Here is a 22,946-nt window from a genome sequence, read left to right as displayed (position 1 = left end):
CCTGTTAGATGATCTGAAGCTGTTTCAAGCCGTGATAAATGCCGTCCTCATCGACGTGACGGGTGATCAGGTTGGCGTGCGGCTTCAGTTGTTCATGTGCATTTCCCATGGCGACTCCCATGCCGACGTAGGCGAGCATTTCCCTGTCGTTCAAGCCGTCACCGAAGGCGACAGCTTCTTCCGGCCGCAAGCCGAGATGGTTCAAGATCGCTTCGATGCCGCGCGCTTTCGAGCCGTTAAGCGGCAGGATGTCCATAACTTTTGGGTGCCAGCGCACGTAAGAGACTTCCTGAAACCCGCTGGTGTAGAGATGCTCCTCTTCTGGGTTGCAGTAGAGAAATGCCTGGTAGATCGGTTTTTCCTGCCAGTAGTGCTGACGGGAGTTCGGGCTTGGCAGACCGAGAAACTCAAACGATTCGTGGACATGCGGATGATCGTTCGTGTTGGCATAGCAGGAGTCCTCACTGAGAAAAACCATGGGATGTTCGTTGCCATTTGCCAGCGATTCCAATCTCTCCAGCGTTTCACGGGCAAACGGTGTGTGGCGGATGACCTCCCCCTGGTAGACGGTGTACGAGCCGTTGAAGCTGACGTAGCTGTCGATGTCCAGCTCGCGGGCAACAGGCAGCAGGTGGTAGGGAGAACGTCCGGTAGCGATGGCCACATGGACGCCTTTTTCCCGCAGCTGCCGAATCGCCTCGCAGGTGGAAGGGGGAATCGTATGGCTGGTGTTGAGCAAGGTTCCGTCAATGTCAAAGAAGACAATTTTGTATGACATTCGTTTCTCTCCACTCTTTCTTTTCACAGTATGGGCATTGCACAAAAGAAACAGGAATGTCGGAAAGAGACATCCCTGTTCACTTCGCTATTCAGAATACCGCCACTTGCGTCTCGCTGTCAAATACGTGACACTTGGCCAAATCGATGCCGAGAAGGACTGTCGAGCCTGGTTTGATGCGTTCGCGGGCATCGATGCGGGCGATCATTTGCTCATTGCCAATATTTGAAAAGTAAATGTACAGCTCCGAGCCCATGTTCTCCACGACTTCCACCGTCGCTTCAATTGTACAGTCGTACGGATTTGCCTGGATAAAGGAGGTATCGCTGTACAGGTCTTCCGGACGGATGCCGAAAATCACCTGTTTGTTGACATATCCTTTTTCCCGCAGGAGCCGGGCTTTGTCTTGCGGAAAGCGGACGTGAAGCTGCGGGGCATCGAAAACGATCTCGCCTTCCTGCTCAGTCAGGTTGCCGCTGACGAAGTTCATCGCCGGAGAGCCGATGAAGCTGGCGACGAACTGGTTGACAGGGTGGTTGTATATTTCGTGCGGAGTGTCCACTTGCTGGATCAAGCCGTCTTTCATTACGACGATTCGATCGCCCATTGTCATCGCTTCCGTCTGGTCGTGCGTCACGTAGATGACGGTCGTCTGCAAGCGCTGGTGCAGCTTGAGGATCTCGGTGCGCATCTGTACCCGCAGCTTGGCGTCCAGGTTGGAGAGCGGTTCGTCCATCAAAAACACCTGCGGGTCGCGGACGATGGCACGACCGAGGGCGACGCGCTGCCTTTGACCGCCGGAGAGCGCTTTCGGCTTGCGCTCCAGCAGGTGGGTGATGTCGAGGATACGGGCAGCCTCCTCGATTCGCTTTTTGATTTCATCTTTGGAAAACTTGCGCAGCTTGAGCCCGAACGCCATATTTTCGTACACGTTCATGTGCGGGTACAAGGCGTAACTCTGGAACACCATGGCGATGTCGCGGTCTTTGGGGGGGACGTCGTTAACCAGTCTGTCCCCGATGTACAGCTCTCCCTCCGTAATCTCGTCCAGTCCCGCGATCATCCGCAGGGTCGTCGATTTCCCGCAGCCCGACGGCCCGACCAGCACGAGAAACTCCTGATCGTGAATCTCCAGATGAAAGTCGTGAACGGCTGTCACGTTGCCGGCGTATCGTTTGTAGACGTGGTTCAGGGTCACTTTTGCCAAAACAAGGCACCTCCTCGATTCGCTTTTGCGCGGAAGGTCGTAGTTGTCTTGGGTTCTATCGTAGCGGGAAAGCGACTTGTTGGGCTATAGACACAATGAACAAAATATTTTGTCAATTTTTCCTGAAAAACAGGTAAAGCTGCAGCAGGACGGCATCGGGAAACAGGCGTGGGTCCAGCCCTGTCTGTTCCGTCAGCTTGTCCAGACGGTATTGCAGGCTGTTGCGGTGCAAAAAAAGATGGCGTGCCGTCTCGCTGACATTGAGTTGGCGAGCGAACAGCGCCTCCAATGTCTCGACCTGCTCCTTTGACAGCGTGACCGCAGAAAGCGCGTGCGACAGCCCGGCAGTCAGTTTGGAAGCCGTGTCGTCGTCGAGCGAAGCTGCCCATTGCTCCAATGCATGCTGCCACGTTCCCGCCACCCAGACCGATTGACGGTAGCGGCGAATGGCGATGCTGAGCTGGCGCAGCTTGACCAGCGCATGCCCGATCTGTCCAGGCGCTGCGATCGGGGGGCTGACGAGCAGACGAATCGGTTCCATCAGCTCGACGGCGAGCAACTCATGCAAGCCGGATGCCCACTCCAGCATGTGTTCCGGTGCGTGTTCGGACCCCAACTGGGAGAGCGGAACGAGCAACAGCATCGCATCCGCGCGTACCCGTACCGACAAGCGAGCCGGCTCAGCCGAGGCAAAAAAGGTATCGAGTAGCGGGTGGATTTCCGTCCAGGAAAAAGTTCCGTCCGCTCGATGCCGCTCCAACAGGAAGCAGACCCGCTCCTCACGCCAGGGCAAAAACTGCTCCAGCAGCGGTGGAGGAGGGGCAAGCCGCCCGTGTTCGTACAGATCGCCGAGCCAGGAAGCGAGAACGTCGTCGGGAGCAGCCTGCTTCTGCGGCAGATAAAGCTGCAGCATGGCACGGGCAGCCGCAGGCCAACTGGCTGACGCAATCATAATCAGAATGTGGCACTCCCCTTGTGAGAGCCGGAATACCGTCTCCCATCCTTGCTCGTTTCGTTCCTTTTCCCATTGCGCGATTTCATGGGCCAGTCCTTGCAGGCAGATGATCGGCAAGCCGGTCGCCTGCGCAATTTTATCCGTTTCCTCGGGCCAGTTCATAGCTTCCCTCCGCATGTCTGTGCTACCATGCGAATATTATAGCTTACTGGAGGCGAGTGTGGCTGCTACTTCTTGTTCGGCAACAGCAGGTGTGAAAGATTCACCGTGTGCGTTCAGCGTGTGCAGGGTGATTTCCGGGCGGGAGCGCAGGCGAATGTTCACGCCCGTCTGACCGAGTCCTTCACTGATGTAAAAGGGGCGGCCGTCTACATGATGGAGCCCGTTGATCATGTTGAGCTTTGGCAGTTTGCCCATTTTGGCCAAGTGGTACGGGCGCGGCCAGTGAATTTGTCCGCCGTGAAAATGGCCTGCGAGCAAATAGTCGTAGTGGTAATGGCGCATCGTCAGCACCACGTTGGGATCATGCGTCAGGACAAGGCGTGCTCCCGTTTCCGGAACATCGCGAAACGCCTGGGGCAAATCGCTGTGGCGAGTGGCAAAATCGTCAACGCCGATAATATGCAGAGGCTGGCCGTGATGCTCGATGGTGACGTGTTCGTTGATCAGCACGCGGCAGCCGAGCTGCTCCAGTTTGTATTGCAGCTCGTCGAGTTTCGGCTGCGGCAGGACGTAGTCGTGATTGCCGAATACGACGTAGGTGCCGTAGCGCGGCTTGAGCTGCATGAGTGTCTGTACATAGGCCACAGCCTTCGGTATATTTTTTTTCCTGTCCAGCAAGTCGCCCGTGATCGCGAGCACATCGAGAGGCTGTTGAGAAAAGTCGTCCACGATGCGATCGGCGCCGACAGACAGATTTTCCATATGCAAGTCAGACAGGTGCAGGATTGACAGAGGTGGAAAGTCGGCTGGTGCAGGGACATGCCGGGATGGCTGGATGGACACAGCGATATGACGGGTCGTAACGTCAAACGTATTTCGGTATAACCGGTAAAAGAAGAGTGCCAACACAAATAAAACAGGAATCCAGATCATCGTTCCCTGTCACCTCCGTTTTTTTGATCAAGTAGAGTAGAGTCCATTATACATGCTTTTGCATCTCTACAAATTAGTAGTTATTGGCAGCAGGAATTTCGCAAAAAAAGAAGAAATAGTACGAATGTTGACTAAAAAGAATTCAATCGAGGAGTAGAAGGAGAGTGTTCTCAAATGAAAGTTGAAAAAATTCCGGTTACACCAGGTACGTTCAACTTGAGTAATTATGAGGAAACTTATGCTGCTTTTGATTGGACCCAGGCAGAAAAAGAATTTTCCTGGTACGAGACAGGAAAGGTAAACATGGCGTACGAAGCAGTAGATCGCCATCTTCTGACAGATCGCAAAGACAAGACGGCTCTGCTCTACAGCGACGCAACTCGTGAAGAGAGCTACTCCTTCGCTCAGTTGAGTGAATTGTCCAACAAGTTCGGTAATGTGCTGCGCAGCTTGGGCATCGTGAAGGGGGACCGCGTTTTCGTCTTCATGCCTCGTTCGCCGGAGCTTTATGTAAGCGTTTTAGGTACGTTGAAAGTAGGCGCGATTGTCGGGCCGCTTTTTGAAGCATTTATGGAAGGCGCTGTTCGCGACCGTCTGGAAGACAGCGAAGCAGTCGCGATCGTCACGACTCCGGCACTGTTGCCGCGCATTCCGGTCGCAGAGCTGCCGGCGCTCAAGCACGTGATTGTCGTCGGGTCACAGGGCGAGCTGGCGGATGGACAAATCAGCTTTGAGGAAAAAATGGCTGAAGCGTCGTCCGATCTGGAAATCGAATGGATGGATCGCGAAGACGGCATGATTTTGCACTATACGTCCGGATCGACCGGAAAGCCAAAAGGCGTCCTGCACGTCCATAACGCAATGATCCAGCACAAGATGACAGGCAAATGGGTACTGGATCTGAAGGATGACGATATCTACTGGTGCACAGCCGATCCGGGCTGGGTAACCGGTACTGCATACGGTATTTTCGGTCCGTGGCTCAACGGTGCGACCAACGTCGTTCGCGGTGGCCGCTTCACTCCGGAAGGCTGGTACGAGACGATTGAAAAATACAAGGTGACGATCTGGTACAGCGCGCCGACATCATTCCGCATGCTGATGGGAGCGGGCGACGAGGTGCTGAAAAAATTCGACCTCTCCAGCTTGCGCCACGTGCTGAGCGTCGGCGAACCGCTCAATCCGGAAGTCGTCTACTGGGGATTGAAAGCATTCAACCAGCGGATTCACGACAACTGGTGGATGACCGAGACAGGGGCGCAACTGATTTCCAACTACAAGTCGATGCCGATCAAGCCTGGTTCGATGGGCAAGCCGGTTCCTGGCGTGTACGCGGCGATCATTGACGACCAAGGCAACGAATTGCCTCCGAACCGCATGGGCAACCTGGCGATTCGTACGGGCTGGCCTTCGATGATGCGCAAAATCTGGAACAATCCGGCGAAGTACGAAGAGTATTTCCGCTTCCCGGGCTGGTACGTCTCCGGTGACTCCGCTTACAAAGACGAAGAAGGCTACTTCTGGTTCCAGGGTCGTATCGACGACGTCATCAATACTTCTGGCGAGCGCGTCGGTCCGTTTGAAGTAGAAAGCAAGCTCGTCGAGCATCCTGCCGTAGCAGAGGCGGGTGTCATCGGCAAGCCGGATCCCGTACGCGGCGAAATCATCAAGGCGTTCATCTCCTTGCGGGCAGGGTACGAACCGAGCGAGCAGTTGATGGAGGAGATCCGCAAGTTCGTCAAGGAAGGTCTGGCTGCCCATGCCGCACCGCGTGAAATCGAATTCCGCGACAAGCTGCCCAAGACTCGCTCCGGCAAAATCATGCGCCGCGTCCTGAAAGCATGGGAACTCGGACTGCCGACAGGCGATCTGTCTACAATGGAAGATTAATCGCATCATCAAAAAGCCATCTCCGTCAAGCAGGAGATGGCTTTCCGCATACAAAATCTCTTCCAGAGAACAGGAGTGAGGAAAGTGGGTACCAGGAAACAGGAAGAGAGTACAGAATGGCTGTACGACGTGTTGGCAGGAATCGTGGACACTTCGCGCGACCATTTGCTGATCACGGATGCACAAGGCTACATTCGGATGATCGGAGAGTCGTGCGAAGACATTTACGGCAGAAAAAAGGAAGAGCTGTTGGGACGAAGCGTGGCGGAACTGGAGAAGGAAAAAGTGTTCTACCCTTCGGTGACGCAAATGGTGATCGATCGAAAGACGCCCCAGACGGTTTTGCAGGAAACAAAAAAGGGGCAAAAGCTGATGGTCTCCGCCTACCCGATTTATTCCTCGGACGGGCAGATGAGGGCAGTGGTCAACTACTCCCACGACATCACGGAAATCATGGAATTAAAGCAGCGCTACGAAAGTATGAATAAGCAATTGAAGCAGTTTGAGAGCGAAATCGAGGAAATGCGCGAGAAGAGCCAGGAGGGAGTCGTCGCCGTCAGCGAAGCGATGGTAGCGGTGCACAAAGTCATCCGCAAAGTGGCGGTTGTCGATTCCAATGTACTCGTTCTGGGAGAATCCGGGGTCGGAAAAAACGTCATCGCCCGCGAAATTCACCGCAACAGCCATAGGGCGCGCGGCGAATTTGTCGAAGTAAATTGCGGAGCGATCCCCGAGGGGCTGCTGGAGTCGGAGCTGTTTGGATACGAGGCCGGCTCGTTTACCGGTGCAGGAAAAAAGGGCAAGCCAGGGATTATCGAACGGGCCAACGAAGGCACGCTGTTTCTCGATGAATTGGGAGAGCTGCCGCTGCCCTTGCAGGCGAAGCTGCTCAAGGTCATTCAGGAAAAGCGGCTGCAGCGCATCGGCAGCACGCAGTACCGGGAAGTGGACTTTCGCCTGATCGCCGCGACCAATCGCGATCTGGAGAGCATGGTGGAACAGGGCAAGTTTCGCCAGGACCTGTTTTTTCGCCTCAACGTCGTACCGATTCACCTCCCGCCGCTGCGCGAGCGCCCCGAGGATATCGCTGCCCTGATCAAGGTCATCTGCCGCAACCTCAACGAGCGCTACGGCTTGAACAAACGGCTGGACAGCGCCGCCACCGCTGCCTTGCTGCAGTACAAATGGCCGGGCAATGTGCGCGAGCTGGAAAATGTCCTGGAGCGGATGATGGTAACAACCGACGAGGATATTCTCACCCTGGAGCATTTGCCGCGGGAAATTCGCGCAACGACGCATGAGCAAGTCGAGATGGAGCAGGTGAGGAGCCATTTTACACTCAAGGCAGTGATGGAACAGGTCGAGGAAAAATGGATTCGCTATGCAGCCGAACGCTGCCGGACGACCGCAGAGATGGGAGAAATGCTGGGGATCAGTCAACCGTCGGTGGTGCGCAAGCTGCAAAAATACAATGTGAGGAAGTAATGCAAAAATGAATTGAAAATTCAAAATTGAATCAGATTATTCGTGGTTATTATTCAAAAGTAAATAATCGACTGTGTCTGGAGCGCGAAAAACCCCCAATTTCGTTCCATTGTGAAGTTTGGCACGCTACTTGCAGAATTTTTTGGCACAATCATATATCTGCTTGAAAAAGGAGCGCGATCATAATGTCAAAAGCCCGAAAGTTCGTAAATGTCTCTGCCGGAGTACCAGGACCGAAAGCATCCGAAGTGATAGCCCGCCGAGCGCAGGCGGTTCCCAAAGGAGTCGGCAACAATTCGCCTGTCGTGGTGGAGTCTGCTTCCGGTGCGTTGGTGACCGATGTTGACGGCAATACTTACCTTGATTTTGCCGGTGCGATCGGAACTCTCAACGCCGGTCACTGTCCACCGGAGGTCGTCGCGGCACTGAAGGAGCAGCTCGACAAATACATTCATCCCTGCTTCCACGTCGCGATGTACGAACCGTACGTCAAGCTGGCCGAAAAGTTGGCCGAGATTACGCCAGGGAATTTTGCCAAGAAGACGATGTTTGCCAACAGCGGTGCCGAGGCAGTGGAGAATGCAGTGAAAATCGCCCGCAAATACACCGGACGTCAAGGGATCGTCTCTTTTACCCGCGGCTTTCACGGACGCACCCTGCTGGGCATGTCGCTGACGAGCAAGGTAAAGCCGTACAAGTTCCAGATGGGGCCGTTTGCTCCCGCTACGTACAAGGCGCAGTTCCCGTACATGATGAACAAGCCGGAGGGGCTGAGCGAGGAGGCGTACGCACAGTATTGCGTCGACCAGTTTGAAGATTTTCTGCTGACCGAAGCGGCACCCGAAGAGCTGGCTGCAGTCATCATGGAGCCGGTGCAGGGCGAAGGTGGTTTTATTGTACCGCCGGCAACTTTTGTTCAAGGAATCTACAACCTGTGCAAAAAGCACAACATCCTGTTTATCGCCGATGAGATTCAGACGGGCTTTGGCCGCACGGGTGCGATGTTTGCCTCGTCTCGCTTTGGCATTGAACCCGACCTCATCACGATGTCCAAATCGATTGCAGCCGGGTTGCCGATCAGTGCTGTGACCGGACGCGCTGAAATCATGGATGCCCCGAATCCGGGGGAGATCGGCGGCACGTACGGCGGCAGCCCGCTTGGTTGTGTAGCGGCATTGGCCGTCATCGAAAAAATGGAACGAGAAAACCTGGCAGCCCGTGCCGAAGCGATCGGCGAACAAATCAAGGCGCATTTCACTGCTTTGCAGAAGGAGCTGCCTGTCATCGCTGACGTTCGCGGGCTGGGGGCGATGTGCGCAGTCGAATTCGTCGATCCGCAAACGGGCGAGCCAGCCAAGGAACTGGTGGGCAAAGTCACGAAAGGCTGCTGCGAGAACGGCGTAATCGTACTTTCCGCAGGGGTCCACAGCAATGTACTGCGCTTCCTGACGCCGTTGGTAATAACCGATGAACAACTGCAGGAAGGCCTCGACATCATGACTGATGTACTGAAAAATCTGTATGTGACCCAAGCATAAGGGGGGATTTTTGGTGAAAAAACATCTGTTTATCAACGGTGACTGGAAGGAAGCGAAGCAATACGCACCTCTGTACTCTCCTTATTCGGGCGAACAGATCGCCGAAATCGCCCAGGCAGACGAAGCGGATGTGGAAGAGGCGATTCAAGCAGCGCAGGTGGCGAGCAAGCTGATGGCCCGGATGCCGGCGAGCCAGCGGGCGGCAATTTTGGAGAAGGCAGCTGCGATTTTTGAGGAACGCCAGGAGGAGCTGGCCCGGATGTTGGCGATGGAAGCGGCTAAACCGCTGCGCACGGGGAGAACGGAGATTGCCCGGACGATCCAGACCTACAAATTCGCCGCAGAGGAAGCAAAACGTATCCACGGCGAGACGATTCCGCTCGATGCTGCGCCAGGCGGAGAGGGACGGCTGGCCTATACCGTCCGCAAGCCGATCGGCGTCGTCGGCGCGATCACGCCGTTCAACTTTCCGTTTAATCTCGTCGCTCACAAGCTCGGGCCTGCCTTCGCCGCAGGGAATACGGTCGTGCTCAAGCCAGCCAGCCAAACGCCGCTTAGCGCACTGATCCTGGCCGATATTTTTGCGGAAGCGGGATTGCCGGCAGGAGCGCTGAATATCCTGCCCGGAAAAGGAGCGGTCGTAGGCGAAAAGCTGGTCCGCGACAACCGGATTGCCGCGATTACCTTTACCGGCAGCCCGGAGGTAGGCATCGCGATGAAAAACAAGGCGGGGTTGAAGCGGGTTACGCTGGAGCTGGGCTCCAACTCGGCACTCATCATCGATGACACCGTGGAAATCACCCAGGCCTTGATCGATCGTTGTGCCATCGGCGCGTTTTCGTTCAGCGGCCAGGTGTGCATCTCCTTGCAGCGGGTGTACGTGCACGAAAGCAAGTACGAAGAATTCCTCGAGAAGTTCAAGCAGGCAGCGGAAAAGCAGGTACTCGGCGATCCGTTGGACGAAGCGACCGACATGTCCGCGCTTATCTCGCCCAAAGACCATCAGCGCATGGCTGAATGGATCGAGGAGGCAGTCTCGCAGGGGGCGACGGTAGTGACAGGCGGCAAGCAAGTGACGGACCGTCTGTTCGCACCGACGATTCTGACAGGAGTCAAAAGCGATGCCAAATGCTCCTGCCAGGAGGTATTCGGTCCGATCGCAGTCGTCACGCCGTTTGCATCCTTTGACGAAGCGATCGATATGGTGAATGACTCGCGGTTCGGTTTGCAAGCAGGCATTTACACGCGGGACATCCAGAAGGCATTGCGAGCAGCCGATGAGCTGGAAGCGGGTGGCGTGATGATTAACGACATCCCTACATTCCGCGTCGACCATATGCCGTATGGCGGGGTCAAAGAAAGTGGATTCGGCCGGGAAGGCATCAAGTACGCTGTGGAAGAAATGACCGAATTGAAGCTGATTGCCATCAAACTGTAGGAAAAGAAGCGAGAAAAGCGAGTTCGCTGTGTGCGGACTCGCTTTTTTGCACGCATATATGTACGCACAGCTGTTTTTCGGCGAATCAAAGAAGTTCTGCGAGGTATTTTGCATCATTGCCCACGCCGCCAAGCAGAGCAGAGGAGCGGCTGTGCTGCCACGGCAATCCGAGAAAAAACAGCCCTGCGCTGGCTGTGACGCCGCGTTGATGAATCGGGCGTCCCTGTTCATCGAGCACACCCGGCACCTTAAGCCAACTGTAATCAGAGAGAAAGCCGGTCGCCCAGATGACATTGCGGATTGCGGTCTGGCTTCCGTCTGCGAACGTGGCGGTTGTACCGGAGAAGGAAACGGTCCGTTCCACCAAGCGGAGTCGGTTCGTTTGACGCAGATGGTGGATTTCGCTGCGGTAGCCAAAGATCGGATCGGGCTTTTGCCGCCAACGCTTGCCGATCCACGTCGTCCCGGGAAGCGTAAGCAGTCCGGACCTGTGCAGGTACCAGAAAATCGACTTTCCCCATACATGGAGCGGCAAAAACGACCGGACTTGTCCCATCGACAAAACGACCGGGCGGGTAGCGGCCAGCTCGACGGCGATTTGCGCCCCTGAATTGCCGCCGCCGACCACGAGTACCGGACCGTCCTGCAATTGCTGTTCGTTCTTGTATGCAGCAGTGTGGATCTGCACAACATCCGGATCCAGTTGTGCGTGGATAGACGGGATATTCGGTGTATGAAAAGGTCCGGTAGCCACGATGACGTTGCGCGCGCGAAGCGTCTTTTCTCGCGTGTGGACGAGATAGAGCGAATCCTGCTTCTCTACGCGCAAGACAGCAGTATCGTGCCGGATGGGAAGCAGAAAAAGGCGGGCGTACTCCAGCAAATAATCGGCGACGTCGTCCTTTGTCGGCAGACCGTCACGCTCTCCCGGGAAGGGCAGGCCGGGCAAATCGCTGTAGCGACGCGGTGTAAACAAGACGAGCGAGTCATAACGATCGCGCCAACTGTCTCCGGTCTGGCTGTTGGAATCGAGGATCAGAAAACGTCGTTTCTGCTGCTGCACATAATAGCCCATCGCAAGCCCTGCCTGACCGCCTCCAATGATCAGTACGTCATAGTCACTCATCACAATGTTCCGTCCTTTCGAAAGGGTGCTTTGTCAATCATACCCATAAACATTCATACATTCAAGTATATATTTTAATGTAACAATTACGATTGTATGCCTGCCCAATCTCACATATAATGGATAAGAAATGTTTTCCATGCTCTAGGAGGAAGGCAGATGCTAGCAAAAATCCGTAGCTTTTTGTTTGAAATCGTCGGGGCACTGATCTTGGGAGTAGCCGTTGTGTGGATGACTGCGGGTGTTCCGCTTTCCAATTTTGGGGCAATCGACTGGTCGCCCAAATGGCTCGATGTGAAAACATTTTTCCTGAGCATCTTGCTGGAAGCGATCCCGTTTGTCCTGCTCGGTGTATTTTTCTCGGCTTTCATCCAGACGTTTGTCCGGGAAGATCAGGTACGCCGCTGGACGCCCAAACATCCGCTTGTCGCCTTGCCGTTTGCCGCTCTGCTAGGATTTGTCTTTCCCGTCTGCGAGTGCGCGATTATTCCGGTAGTAAGACGTTTGATTCAAAAAGGGATGCCGCTGCACGTCGGGATCGTCTTTTTGCTCGCTGGACCGATTGTCAATCCGATCGTGCTCTCTTCTACATATACCGCTTTTGTCCGTCAGCCTGATATGGCGATGTACCGCGCTCTTGCCGCGTTGGCTGTCGCCCTGCTGGTCGGGGTGATCGTGTTGCTGTTTGTTCGCAAAAGTCCGCTGCGCCTCGGGACAGAGGAGCAAATCAGGCACGAGACCGCACATATGGAAGGGAACAAGAAACTTGGGGCAACGCTGTCCCACGCAGTAGACGAATTTTTTGACATGGGGAAATATTTGGTGTTCGGAGCGCTGCTCAGTGCGCTATTGCAAGTATTCGTCAGCCGCGAGACGCTGCTGGGGATTGGACAAACACCGTTTACCTCCCATCTGGTGATGATGGGGATGGCGTACGTTCTGTCACTTTGCTCCGAAGCGGATGCGTTTATCGCCGCATCCTTTGCCAATACATTCCAAAGCAGCTCGCTGCTTGCCTTTCTCGTCTTCGGTCCGATGCTGGACCTGAAAACGACCTTGCTGTTGTTTGCTTCCTTTCGCTTTGCGTTTGTCGTCAAACTGATGCTTCTGGTCACTGTGGCCGTATTGGCTGTTACGATGCTGATGCCGATCTGAGAGGAGAGTAGGTTATGGAGCAGAAACGATGGAAACGCCACTATTTGGTGCGAAGCCTGATTTTGACCGGCTTTGTTTTCTTGCTGGCCGAGCTGATACTGACGGATCGATTGAGCATTTATCTTGCGCCTCGGCTGCATATGCTGGTCTACGTCACGACGGGAATCCTCGTCTTGTTGACAGTGGCCAGCATACGCCAGATGATCGTCGGGGAAAAAGACTACGAGTGTGATTGTGAAGAGGTCCACAACATTCCGCGATCGGCGTTCCGCTCGCTTATCGTCTACGGTCTGTTCGTACTGCCGCTTGCAATGGGATTTGTGATGCCAGACAAAATTCTTGGCAGCGCGATGGCCGAAAATATTGGAGTGACCCTGCTCAGCAACGATGCGCGAAAGCTCGTTCAGGCGATGGAAGCCGAGCAGCAGGCGGCAACAAACCAGAGCGAGCCAGCGGGGGAGGTGGAGAGCCCGCAAGAAGCGGAGCAGTCGGAGAACTCGCCCGAAAGCCCAGAGACTGCTGCCAACCCTGAGCCTGAGCAGACAGTGGAGGAGAGTGCCCCTGCCGTAGCACTGGACGAGGAGCAGCTTCGTCAAAAGTTCCCCGATACCGGTCTGGGAGATTTTTATCGGGATGTTGCGATATTTTTGTACAAACAGCCTGTCATCAACCTCGATGACAAGGTATTTCTGGACGGTCTGACGGCGTTGGAGCTGTACGCCGACGGATTCGCCGGAAAAGAGCTGGAAACGATCGGATTTGTTTACAGCCAGCCGGATTTTGCACCTGAGGAATTCGTCGTCGCCCGCTTCTCGGTATCGTGCTGCACCGCAGATGCCAACGTGCTGGGAATTTTGGTCGAAGAACCCGGTGCGAAAAAATGGCCAGTCGACAGTTGGGTCAAAGTGCGCGGGAAGCTGGAGCTGCGAACTTTTGACGGCTATGAAATGCTGGTCCTCAAGGCAAGCCAGGTGCAGCAGGTAGAAGCTCCCAAAGACCCGTACGTGTACTACAGCTTCGATACGTCTTTTGAAAACTAGCTTCGCAACAATCCCGTTCTATCGATTACACAAACACCTCCGCATCGCGTGAGCACGCGAGTTCGGAGGTGTTTGTGCTTTACTTTTTTATCACCAGGTTGTGTCGAACTGCGTATGCCGCCAATTGCACACGGTTGGCCAACTGCAGCTTGTCCAGAATGTTTTTTAAGTGGTTTTTTACCGTATTCTCGGCGATGACCAACGCTTCGCTAATTTCCCGGTTCGTCTTTCCGGCTCCTACATACATTACGATTTCCCGCTCGCGGGGAGTGAGCAATTGCGGGGTCAGCTCGTCGCTTTGATCCTCCTGACGGAACGGGTGCAGCAGCCGTCCGGCCATCTCGCGGGAGGGCTGGCTGTCTTCTCCCAGCAGCGCATGCAGGTAGTTGATCCAGTCATCCGGTTCCAAATTTTTCAGCAGGTAGCCCTGCGCCCCGAACTGTATCGCGGTCATCAGGTCGCCCACGTCGTCAGACACGCTGAGAATCACGACCTTGATGTGCGGAAACGCCTTTTTTACTTCGCGTGTCGCCTCCAGACCGGTCCATTTGGGCATGTTGATGTCCATCAGGACCAGGTCAGGCTGCAATTGCTCGCAGAGTCTGTATGCCTGCTCGCCGTTCTCCGCCTCGCCGATTACTTCAAAGCTCGGATCGGCATCGAGCAGGCTGCGAATTCCCATTCGTGCCATCGGGTGGTCATCGGCGATCAAAACTCGGTACGCATTCACAACTGTTTGCCTCCTTTTCGCGACACAAGACGTATGATGGTGCCGCCTTCGCTGCGGGTGCCGATCTGGATGTCTGCCTGCAATTGCTTGGCTCGGTCTTGCATCATCGACAATCCGTATTTTTTGCTGTCTGCTTCCACGTCTGCGATCCCGATTCCGTCGTCTTCCACGGTCAGCCGCCAATGCCCCGGCTCTCGGGTCACAAGCTGGATCCAGGCGTGGCGAGCCTGGGCATGCTTGCGGATGTTGGCGAATGCCTCCTGGATGATCCCGAAAAGCTGTACCTCCTCGGCAGGGGTGAAGAAATTGTCCCGCACCTTGATATCCGTCGTCACTTCCACCCCGGACAGGGCGTTCCATTGGCCGAGCCATTTTTCCAGACGCTGTTCCAGGCTGCCTTCTTCCGGCAGGGAGCGCAGGTTGAAAATCGCCTGCCGCACATGATTGTCGATCGCGGATACGGCGATCCGGGCTTCATCCAGGTTTCCCTGCTTCAGCTTTACATTGAGAAAAAACAGCGATTGGGCGATGCCGTCGTGCAGCTCGCGCGCCAGCCGTTCGCGTTCCTCGTACACGGCGCGGCGGGCTTGTTCCTCGACCAGCTTGGCGTTCATGCGCTCGATCGTGCGAAACATCCAGTTCGCGAACAAAAACGAGAGGAACAGCGTCAGCAGCGTAATGTATACATTGCCCGTCTCCATGGAGATGTAGGGCAGCAAAAAGTCGTGACGGACAAACTCAAAACCGCCGATAATGATGGCGGGAAGTAATACCGTCAGCCAGTAAAACGTGCGGTACGTCATCTCTAGTCACTTCCTTTGCAAACGGCAATCAATCCTAGTATACCGAAGGAATGGACTGGATGATATACTGGATGCAGATCAGGACAACACGGGGGGAAGAGTATGTCAACACTAGCGAAAGCAATGACGATAGCCGGCTCGGACAGTGGAGGGGGCGCGGGCATTCAGGCTGATTTGAAAACCTTTCATCAGTTGCGTGTATACGGAACGAGCGCGATTACCGCGATTACGGCACAAAATACGCTCGGTGTAGCAGGGGTGTATCCGCTTCCGGTGGAAGCAGTGACCCAGCAGATTCACGAGGTGCTGCGCGACATCGGCACCGATGCGGCGAAGACGGGGATGCTGTTTAATGCCGAGATTATTCAAGCTGTTGCAGAAGAATTGAAGGCTTTTCAGGTGAACCACCTGGTGGTCGATCCGGTCATGGTGGCAAAAGGCGGAGCCAAACTGCTGCTCGACGAAGCGATCGCCGCTGTGAAGCAGCATCTGCTGCCCATCGCCGAGGTCGTCACGCCGAATTTGCCGGAAGCTGAGTGTCTGACCGGCATGAGCATCCAAAACGCGGAACAAATGCGGGAAGGAGCGCGGGCGATCCATGACCTGGGCGTGCGCTACGTCGTAATGAAGGGCGGGCATTTGGAAGGAGACGAGGTCATCGATCTATTGTACGATGGACAAGTCTTCCACGAGCTGCGCCACGAGCGTATCCACACGCGCCATACGCACGGGACGGGCTGTACCTTCTCGGCGGCGCTGACCGCAGAGCTTGCCAAAGGATTGCCAGTCGAACAGGCCGTAGAGCGGGCCAATCGCTTTATTTACCAGGCGATCAAAACAGCACCCGAGATCGGCGCTGGCCACGGTCCGACGAATCATTGGGCCGAAGCAGAATAAGAAATGAATACAACAAGAAGCCGGCAGATGATTCTCCGGCTTCTGTTTTTTGTCGATATTGCGACTATTGGATTTGCACGCGGAACCCTTCGGAAAGCCTGGTCGGGTAGTTGGTCAGTGTAAAGCGCAATTCGCCGGGCGGATTGTGCGGACTGATGCGGCGAAACGTGTCCGAGTACAAATGTCTGTTATCGGATTGATAGTCTGACGATGCACTGCTGGAAACGGACTCGTACTCATTTCCCTGGTCGTCTCGCAGCTCACTGAACAAATTGTAGAATTGCTTGCTGTCTGCCGCAGCCATCGTCAGGGAGTAATCGATTCCGACGACATCTTCGGCAAGACGCAAATCGCGAAGGTGCAGGCGGTCATCCGGTTTTTTCCGGAAGGTACCGCTGGCAGCGTCGATTACGACTTCGAGCTTTTCTTTGTCTAGCGCGCGAATCCCGTCTGCCTGCAGGACCAGTTCATCCGGATTGGTGAAGTAAATGCTCTCCAGATGATAGATCACACCGTCTTCTCCATCATCCCGCTCGGGTACGCCATTTCCCCAAAAGGCATACGACTTTCCATCCTGATCCACCAGCCGCAACTGATCGAAACCGAATATTTTCTTCGTATTGGCGGGGTCAAACCGTATGCTTACTTCCGTTTGCGTAGGAAATGCGGTGATTCTCTCAACGGTAAAACGCTGTTCGTCGACGGTTACTTCCTGATTGACGGGGTAGATGATTTCTTTGTTTATCATGGCTCGCTCTTTGTCGATGGGAATGGCCAGTTCCACGGGAGTATCCATCGCTACCTGGTCGACTTCGACGATCCCGCGAACAAGCAGAGAATCGGGCAGCTCCTGTTCACCGTACAGGGAAACCTCGATCCGGTCACGCGCCTCGCCGTACTGATTCATGCTGTAGCCCCAGCTTATCGCTGCTTCCAATTTTCCTGCAGATGGATCAAGCAGCTCGACACTGCGCAAGGAGAGTTCATGGTTCGGCTGTTCATGCGTGATTGTATAAAAAATCAGCATGCGGCGCTGATCTGCCAGCATCTCGTCGATACGCAAACGAACCTCTCCGACTTCGGCACTCACGCCGACTTCCTGTATCATGCCATGCTTTGCAGCTTGCCGCAGCCAATCATCCTCGCGTATTTCTTCGACCAGCTTTGCCAATCCGGGAATATCGCTGATGAATGCCGCGGTCGCCGGGGAAAAGCGGACTCCAAAGAAGAGGGCAGCCAGCAGGACGCACACCAAAAGACTTGTGACCGCGAAAATTCGCTGCGGTTTTCGCCACTTTTTCCATCCTTTTTTCTCGGACAAGCCGTGACTATCGGCTTGATCTGCTTTTGTAACATGTTCATCTGTATGCACTATCTGTTCCTCCGAAAAGAATTATTTTCTCTAAAATATAGTAACGAATGAAGCGCAAAATGGTTTCTCCATGCGCTGCGAAATGTTTTGCGCCGAACCTCCATTCAGCTTGCTGCTTATGCTAGAAGAAGAACGAAAAAAGGCGGGGCACGCAATGTGGGTGAAATGGGTAACGATACACGAATCATATGGCTTTTCGCAATTCTCGCAGGAATTGCGCCGCTTTCTGGAGACAAACGGGATCAGGGTCCGCATCGTAATGGCCAGGCGAGCAGGAAACCTGTATGAGCTGCAAGTTCCAAAATCCCAGCAAACAAAAGCGGAGCAATACCGTGACACGTTCAAAGAAGCCTGGCAGTAGCCGTTAAGTATATCCATCCATACTCCTCCATCGCAATCTGTGTCGGCTTTCGGTCATACTACGGAAAATCAGGAGGAATGGGAGGGAACCATGGCCACTACAGGTGTAATGGAAGCATCCGAAAAAGGCAGGCGTAGTGAGGATGGCCTGTTTGTACCGGATTATGTGTTTTTCGAGCCGGGGGCACTGGAGTATCCATTGGGTGAAGAGCTGTATCGGCGTTATCAAAGGGAAGGAGTACCGATTCAAATGACCACCAGCCACAATCAGGTGCGCGGTATTCCCGGAGAGACAGATGTGGAAAAGTATCGCAATGCCAAACGGACACTGGTGGTTGGCGTCCGCAAGACGTTGAAGTTCGAGCCCTCCAAGCCTAGCGCGGAATACGCGCTGCCGCTTGCCACCGGCTGTATCGGACATTGCCATTACTGTTATCTCAATACGAATGTGGGTTCCAGGCCCTATATTCGCGTCTACGTCAACACCGACGAAATTTTTGCACAGGCGGAAACGTACATTCGCGAACGGCCTGGTGAAATCACTCGCTTCGAAGCAGCCTGTACCTCAGATCCGGTCAGTATCGAGCATATTACCGGCAACCTCAAGCGGGCCATCGAGTTTATGGGACGCCAGGAAAATGGCAGGCTGCGCTTTGTAACCAAGTTCCATCATGTCGATTCCTTGCTTGACGCCAAACATAACGGACATACGCGGTTTCGCTTCAGTCTCAATGCTGATTATGTCATCCGTCATTTTGAGCCGGGTACTTCCGGCTTCCAGCAGCGATTGGAGGCAGCGGGCAAGGTCGCCTTGGCAGGCTATCCGCTCGGCTTCATTGTAGCGCCGTTGTACCGGTTTGACGGCTGGGAAGCGGGATATACAGAGATGCTGGAAAAACTTCGCCAGCAGTTGGTCCCGGAAGCGACAGCAGATTTGACTTTTGAGCTGATACAGCACAGGTTTACCAAGATTGCCAAAAGCCTGATCCTGCAGCGGTATCCGAAGACCAAGCTGGAAATGGACGAGGAAAAGCGCAAATACAAATGGGGCAAGTACGGAAAAGGCAAGTACGTCTACGCCAACGAGCAGGCAAAGGAACTGCAGCACCACCTGGAAGCAGAAATCGCCCGGTTGTTTCCGCAAGCCCGTGTAGAGTACTTTACGTAAATGCGACAGGCCACAAGAAAACTGCTCATATTACCGAGCAGTTTTTCTTTTACGGGATCAGCCTGCACATGCTACAATATGGGTTGCTCTTATTTTTTTGAAAGGAAGCATAGGGATACGATGAAGTCCATACTAGTCACTGTCGAGGGACCGATCGGGATCGGGAAAACCTCTTTGGCCCGGGAGCTGAGCCAAGCCTTTTCGCTTGAGCTTCTCGAGGAGATCGTCTATGAAAACCCGTTTCTGGGCAAATTTTATGAAAATGTAGCGGAGTGGAGCTTTCAGCTGGAAATGTTTTTCCTGTGCAACCGCTACAAGCAGTTGCAGGACATTCACACCGACTACTTGCGGCAAGGGATTTCAGTCGTGTCTGACTACAACATTTTCAAGAACACGATTTTTGCCAGGCGGACATTAAGCGAAGAAAACCTGCCTAAGTACCTGAAAATCTACGATATTTTGACAGAGGATGTACCGCAGGCAGACCTCGTCGTGTATTTGACTGCTTCGCTCGATACGGTGATGCGGCGAATTGCGATGCGCGACCGCGAATTTGAACGGAATATGGATGTGGCCTACATGGAGCAGTTAATCGCGGATTACGAAGCGTTTATGGAAGCCTTTGAACAAAAGCATCCCGATATACCGGTTCTCAAATTCAATTGCGACAACCTCGATTTTGTCCATCGGGCAGAAGATTTGCAACACGTCCTCGGGCAAATCGAGCAGCGCATACGCGAATTGCGGGGAGAAACGGACAAGCCGTAAGCAGGGAAGAGAAGGAGTTGCACACATGACGAGTTTTCACTATCAAGCAAGTGAACAATACGGAATACCGGCAAACGCAGTCATTACGATCGGCGGTACGGTCGGAGTCGGGAAATCTACTTTTACCCATGCGTTGGCCAAGCTGTTGGGCTTTCGGGTTTCCATCGAAAAGGTGGACAACAACCCGTATTTGAGCCGCTATTACGAGGATTTATCCCGCTGGGGCTTTCATTTGCAAATCTTTTTTCTGGCGGAGCGCTTCAAGGAGCAAAAACGCATGTTTGAATACGGAGGCGGCTTTGTACAGGACCGCTCCATTTACGAAGATACAGGCATTTTCGCCCGCATGCTGTACGAGCAGGGAAATATGACGGAAGAGGACTATACGACCTATACGGAGCTGTTTGAAGCGATGGTTATGACTCCGTACTTTCCGCATCCGGATATATTGATTTATCTCGAGGGAAGCTTCGACGACATCATTAAACGCGTCCGTGAGCGCGGGCGTCCGATGGAGCAGCAGACACCGATCGAATACTGGCAGGATCTGTACGAGCGCTACGAGCAATGGATTGCTTCGTTTTCTGCCTGTCCGATCCTGCGCGTCAACATCAACGAGTACGACGTCGTCAACGATCCGGCATCGATGGAGAGCGTAATTGCCCGCGCCGCCGAGAAAATCCAGGCATTTCGCAGCATGCGGATGCGCGGATAGGCTTGCCTGCACTCGGGCTATCCATCTGAGTCGTTTCCCTGTGGTATAATGGGAAATCATGGAGCGAAAAAGGAGCTTAGAAATGGCAGAAGACTGGTTTGAACGCAGCTTTCGCGAAGACTACGTGCTGGTGTACCAGCATCGTGACGATACGGCGGCAGATGAGGAAATCGCCAACCTGCTGAGGCGTTTGCCGATCAAAAAGACGGGCAGAGTATTGGACTTGTGCTGTGGCAGCGGCCGCCATTCCCGGGCGCTCGCTCGCCGAGGCTACGAAGTGGTCGGGGTCGATTTGTCCCCGGTACTGCTGAAGCTGGCGGAGGAGCAGAATACATATCCGCATCTTCACTTTGTCCGCGGCGATATGCGCGACATCCCGTTTCACGAAGAATTCGATGTTGTCGTCAATCTGTTCACCAGCTTCGGCTATTTTTCATCCGATGCCGAAAATGCAAGGGTAGTCGGCAACATGGCCAAGGCGCTAAAGACGGGCGGAGAGGTCATTATCGACTTTCTGAACCCGGCCTACGTACAGCAGAACCTCGTTCCCCATTCGACCAAAGAAGTAGCGGGGATGCGGATCGAAGAAAATCGCTGGATTGAAGACGGCTTTGTCAAAAAGCGGATCACCTTGCAGGAACTCAATGGCGGAGAGCCGCGAGAGTATCTGGAACAGGTGCGCCTCTACAGTGTTGAGCAGATGAGCGCGATGCTGGAGGAAAGCGGATTCGGACAAATACAAATTTTTGGGGATTACCAGTTTCAGCCGTACCAGGAGAATGATTCGCCACGTATGATCTTCTTTGCGATCAAGCAAAAATGAGAGCGGAACAGCGTGACTAAGGGGATGTTTCGGTGAATAGGATAGTACCAAAATCCTTTTCATCGGACCTTTGAGGAGGCGCTGCTGGTGAGCAAGTTGTCGGTTGAGCAGGTCAAACTGTATTTGAGCAAGGTTCCAGGGTGGAAACTGGTGGAAGAGCGGATGGCATTATCCCGTACCTATCATTGCCGCGACTTTGCCGTAGCCGTGCAGCTCGTGAACCGCGTAGCGGAATTGCTGGAGCATGACGGTCAGTACGTGGAAATTCATCTTGCAGGCAATGTCGTCACCATTACGCTGACCACTGGTGGAAGAATCGGACTGACGGGAAAAGAGTTTGCCTTGGCGCAAGCGATCAGCAAGGTGAGCTGACCCGTCCACATCATGCAAAGGCCGCTCATGTGAAGCAAGCGGCCTTTCTTTTTGGTTATCAAAGCCTGCTTTTGGTATACTATCGCCAAAAGCAGCATGCAGGTCATAGGGAGGGACAGGAGTATGGAGATTCAACAGCATGATCGTTTGCTCCAGGTTTTGCGGGACGAATATCTGCAAAAACAGGTCGTGATCTTGTTCACACAGTGGGATACGGAAAATGAAGACGAGGAAGTAACCCAGTTTCGCGGCCAATTGACGGAGATACAGCTTACCGACAATGAATTTGACGAGAAGGATTTGCAGTTGATCTTCACGTTGGAAGACTCAGAGAGTGTCGAGATCCTGATGGAAATACCGAAAGAGGAAGCAGACCTGGCGTCTCACGAAGCAGACAAGCTCTCCATCTACGGTACGGAAGCGGAGCTCGTACTGGAAAAATGAGCAGGCAGATGCGGTACCGCTATGTGGGAACCCCTGATCCGATGAGCCAGCGGGAACAGTACCACTGTGAAAAATACATGAAGCGAAACAAGGCAAATATGCTGGAGGCAGGCGCGTATCTGGTAGATGTGACGGCACTGCGGACACTTTTTCACCTCGACTGCGGCAACTGTCGTACCGTTCATCGCCAAACTTGCTGTGAAGGGGGCCAGCCTTACGCCGTCGAGCCGCACCAGGCTGCCCTGCTCGACCGGGAGATTCCTGCGATCGCCGGTTATTTTGCAGCGAGAGGATGGTCGCAACACTGGGCGCAAAAGCCCGTCTGGGACGAGCGGCAGCCCGCAGGGACGCTGAGGCTGGAACATGAAAAGTGCGTGTTTTTCCAGGAGATGAATGGTCAGTTTGGCTGTGCGGTTCATGCATACGCCGAGCAGACGGGAGGCGAACTCGATGTAAAGCCGTTTAGCTGTCGCCTCTATCCGCTTGATCTGATCGATACGGGCGAAGCGATTTTGCTGACTGCAGTGACGGAGGAGACGGCGCCCTTTTCCCGCTGGGGGAGCGACTATCTGGAACAGTTTTACTGCGCCAGTCTTTCGCGCAGACAGCTTGCCGTCCACCTCGATGAGCAGCATTTTGCCATTGAGGGCTACCGTCCTGCCTACACGTGGAATCTGCCGCTGCTCCGCTATTTGCTGCAAGCGGAGGCCGAACGCGTCGAAGCGATGCTGCAAGGGCACGACAATGATGCCTGGCAGGAGCATGCAGGATAGACATTTTTCGTTAT

The 22,946-nt window shown here is 54.1% G+C and carries 23 protein-coding genes; 15 read left to right on the top strand and 8 right to left on the bottom strand.

Annotated features, from left to right (window positions below; translation table 11 throughout):
- Positions 1-4: 4 nt before the first annotated feature.
- From ACAF76_RS13465 to ACAF76_RS13450, 4 genes are all read right to left on the bottom strand, one after another.
- A complete protein-coding gene (locus ACAF76_RS13465) occupies positions 5-778 on the bottom strand; it encodes a Cof-type HAD-IIB family hydrolase (protein WP_421616782.1) in 774 nt (257 codons plus the stop codon).
- 91 nt (positions 779-869) lie between these two features.
- A complete protein-coding gene (locus tag ACAF76_RS13460) occupies positions 870-1,985 on the bottom strand; it encodes an ABC transporter ATP-binding protein (protein ID WP_421616781.1) in 1,116 nt (371 codons plus the stop codon).
- 112 nt (positions 1,986-2,097) lie between these two features.
- Positions 2,098-3,102 carry a PucR family transcriptional regulator gene (locus ACAF76_RS13455; RefSeq protein WP_421616780.1) on the bottom strand — a complete coding sequence of 335 codons (1,005 nt, stop codon included), beginning with the start codon at positions 3,100-3,102 and terminating at the stop codon, positions 2,098-2,100.
- A gap of 36 nt (positions 3,103-3,138) precedes the next feature.
- Positions 3,139-4,035, bottom strand: coding sequence for a metallophosphoesterase (locus ACAF76_RS13450; protein WP_421616779.1), 897 nt, complete (start codon positions 4,033-4,035; stop codon positions 3,139-3,141).
- 174 nt (positions 4,036-4,209) lie between these two features.
- Between ACAF76_RS13450 and acsA the strand changes: the two genes are divergently transcribed.
- The 4 genes from acsA (at position 4,210) to ACAF76_RS13430 (ending at position 10,386) form a co-directional block, all read left to right on the top strand.
- Complete coding sequence (acsA, locus tag ACAF76_RS13445; protein ID WP_421616778.1) at positions 4,210-5,925, top strand: acetate--CoA ligase; 1,716 nt, start codon at positions 4,210-4,212, stop codon at positions 5,923-5,925.
- Between the two features lie 84 nt (positions 5,926-6,009).
- Positions 6,010-7,410 carry a sigma-54 interaction domain-containing protein gene (locus tag ACAF76_RS13440; protein WP_421616777.1) on the top strand — a complete coding sequence of 467 codons (1,401 nt, stop codon included), beginning with the start codon at positions 6,010-6,012 and terminating at the stop codon, positions 7,408-7,410.
- A gap of 185 nt (positions 7,411-7,595) precedes the next feature.
- Positions 7,596-8,948 (top strand): 4-aminobutyrate--2-oxoglutarate transaminase, encoded by a 1,353-nt coding sequence (gene gabT, locus ACAF76_RS13435; RefSeq protein ID WP_421616776.1) that lies wholly within the window; start codon positions 7,596-7,598, stop codon positions 8,946-8,948.
- Positions 8,949-8,961: 13 nt separating this feature from the next.
- A complete protein-coding gene (locus tag ACAF76_RS13430) occupies positions 8,962-10,386 on the top strand; it encodes an aldehyde dehydrogenase family protein (RefSeq protein ID WP_421616775.1) in 1,425 nt (474 codons plus the stop codon).
- Positions 10,387-10,471: 85 nt separating this feature from the next.
- Here the strand turns inward: ACAF76_RS13430 and ACAF76_RS13425 are convergent, their stop codons facing one another.
- Entirely contained in the window at positions 10,472-11,512 is a 1,041-nt protein-coding gene (locus ACAF76_RS13425; protein ID WP_421616774.1) for a flavin-containing monooxygenase, read from the bottom strand.
- Positions 11,513-11,671: 159 nt separating this feature from the next.
- Here ACAF76_RS13425 and ACAF76_RS13420 point away from each other — a divergent pair, with 159 nt between their 5' ends.
- Positions 11,672-12,667 carry a permease gene (locus ACAF76_RS13420; protein WP_421616773.1) on the top strand — a complete coding sequence of 332 codons (996 nt, stop codon included), beginning with the start codon at positions 11,672-11,674 and terminating at the stop codon, positions 12,665-12,667.
- Positions 12,668-12,681: 14 nt separating this feature from the next.
- On the top strand, positions 12,682-13,707 hold the full coding sequence (locus ACAF76_RS13415; RefSeq protein WP_421616772.1) for a TIGR03943 family putative permease subunit: 1,026 nt from the start codon (positions 12,682-12,684) through the stop codon (positions 13,705-13,707).
- Between the two features lie 79 nt (positions 13,708-13,786).
- On the opposite strand, the gene ACAF76_RS13410 is transcribed toward ACAF76_RS13415, so the two are convergent.
- Together ACAF76_RS13410 and ACAF76_RS13405 are read right to left on the bottom strand one after the other, a co-directional pair.
- Positions 13,787-14,437: a response regulator gene (locus ACAF76_RS13410; RefSeq protein ID WP_421616771.1), complete on the bottom strand. Its 651-nt coding sequence runs from the start codon at positions 14,435-14,437 to the stop codon at positions 13,787-13,789.
- Positions 14,434-15,240 (bottom strand): sensor histidine kinase, encoded by an 807-nt coding sequence (locus tag ACAF76_RS13405; protein WP_421616770.1) that lies wholly within the window; start codon positions 15,238-15,240, stop codon positions 14,434-14,436. Before ACAF76_RS13405 ends, ACAF76_RS13410 begins: the two co-directional genes overlap by 4 nt.
- Positions 15,241-15,342: 102 nt before the next feature.
- Here ACAF76_RS13405 and thiD point away from each other — a divergent pair, with 102 nt between their 5' ends.
- Positions 15,343-16,137, top strand: a complete 795-nt coding sequence (thiD, locus tag ACAF76_RS13400; protein ID WP_421616769.1) for a bifunctional hydroxymethylpyrimidine kinase/phosphomethylpyrimidine kinase — start codon at positions 15,343-15,345, stop codon at positions 16,135-16,137.
- A gap of 64 nt (positions 16,138-16,201) precedes the next feature.
- Here the strand turns inward: thiD and ACAF76_RS13395 are convergent, their stop codons facing one another.
- Entirely contained in the window at positions 16,202-17,509 is a 1,308-nt protein-coding gene (locus tag ACAF76_RS13395) for a DUF4179 domain-containing protein (protein ID WP_421616768.1), read from the bottom strand.
- 154 nt (positions 17,510-17,663) lie between these two features.
- Between ACAF76_RS13395 and ACAF76_RS13390 the strand changes: the two genes are divergently transcribed.
- The 8 genes from ACAF76_RS13390 to ACAF76_RS13355 all read left to right on the top strand — a co-directional run bounded on the left by ACAF76_RS13390 (position 17,664) and on the right by ACAF76_RS13355 (position 22,932).
- Positions 17,664-17,870, top strand: coding sequence for a hypothetical protein (locus ACAF76_RS13390; RefSeq protein WP_421616767.1), 207 nt, complete (start codon positions 17,664-17,666; stop codon positions 17,868-17,870).
- A gap of 90 nt (positions 17,871-17,960) precedes the next feature.
- The gene (splB, locus tag ACAF76_RS13385) at positions 17,961-19,037 is read left to right on the top strand and encodes a spore photoproduct lyase (protein ID WP_421616766.1); all 1,077 of its coding nucleotides are present in this window, start codon (positions 17,961-17,963) and stop codon (positions 19,035-19,037) included.
- A gap of 120 nt (positions 19,038-19,157) precedes the next feature.
- Complete coding sequence (locus tag ACAF76_RS13380) at positions 19,158-19,805, top strand: deoxynucleoside kinase (protein ID WP_421616765.1); 648 nt, start codon at positions 19,158-19,160, stop codon at positions 19,803-19,805.
- Between the two features lie 25 nt (positions 19,806-19,830).
- A complete protein-coding gene (locus ACAF76_RS13375) occupies positions 19,831-20,520 on the top strand; it encodes a deoxynucleoside kinase (RefSeq protein WP_421616764.1) in 690 nt (229 codons plus the stop codon).
- Between the two features lie 82 nt (positions 20,521-20,602).
- Positions 20,603-21,343 carry a class I SAM-dependent methyltransferase gene (locus ACAF76_RS13370; protein ID WP_421616763.1) on the top strand — a complete coding sequence of 247 codons (741 nt, stop codon included), beginning with the start codon at positions 20,603-20,605 and terminating at the stop codon, positions 21,341-21,343.
- A gap of 87 nt (positions 21,344-21,430) precedes the next feature.
- A complete protein-coding gene (locus ACAF76_RS13365) occupies positions 21,431-21,715 on the top strand; it encodes a 4a-hydroxytetrahydrobiopterin dehydratase (RefSeq protein WP_421616762.1) in 285 nt (94 codons plus the stop codon).
- A 123-nt stretch (positions 21,716-21,838) separates the two neighbouring features.
- Entirely contained in the window at positions 21,839-22,159 is a 321-nt protein-coding gene (locus ACAF76_RS13360) for a hypothetical protein (protein ID WP_421616761.1), read from the top strand.
- On the top strand, positions 22,156-22,932 hold the full coding sequence (locus ACAF76_RS13355) for a DUF3109 family protein (protein WP_421616760.1): 777 nt from the start codon (positions 22,156-22,158) through the stop codon (positions 22,930-22,932). The genes ACAF76_RS13360 and ACAF76_RS13355 overlap by 4 nt, the downstream gene beginning before the upstream one ends.
- Positions 22,933-22,946 lie beyond the last annotated feature (14 nt).

Source organism: Brevibacillus sp. TJ4 (assembly GCF_044627595.2).
In the GTDB taxonomy this organism is placed as follows: domain Bacteria; phylum Bacillota; class Bacilli; order Brevibacillales; family Brevibacillaceae; genus Brevibacillus.
The sequence above is the reverse complement of the archived record's forward strand: the minus strand, read 5'-3'. Positions and strand labels throughout refer to the sequence as shown.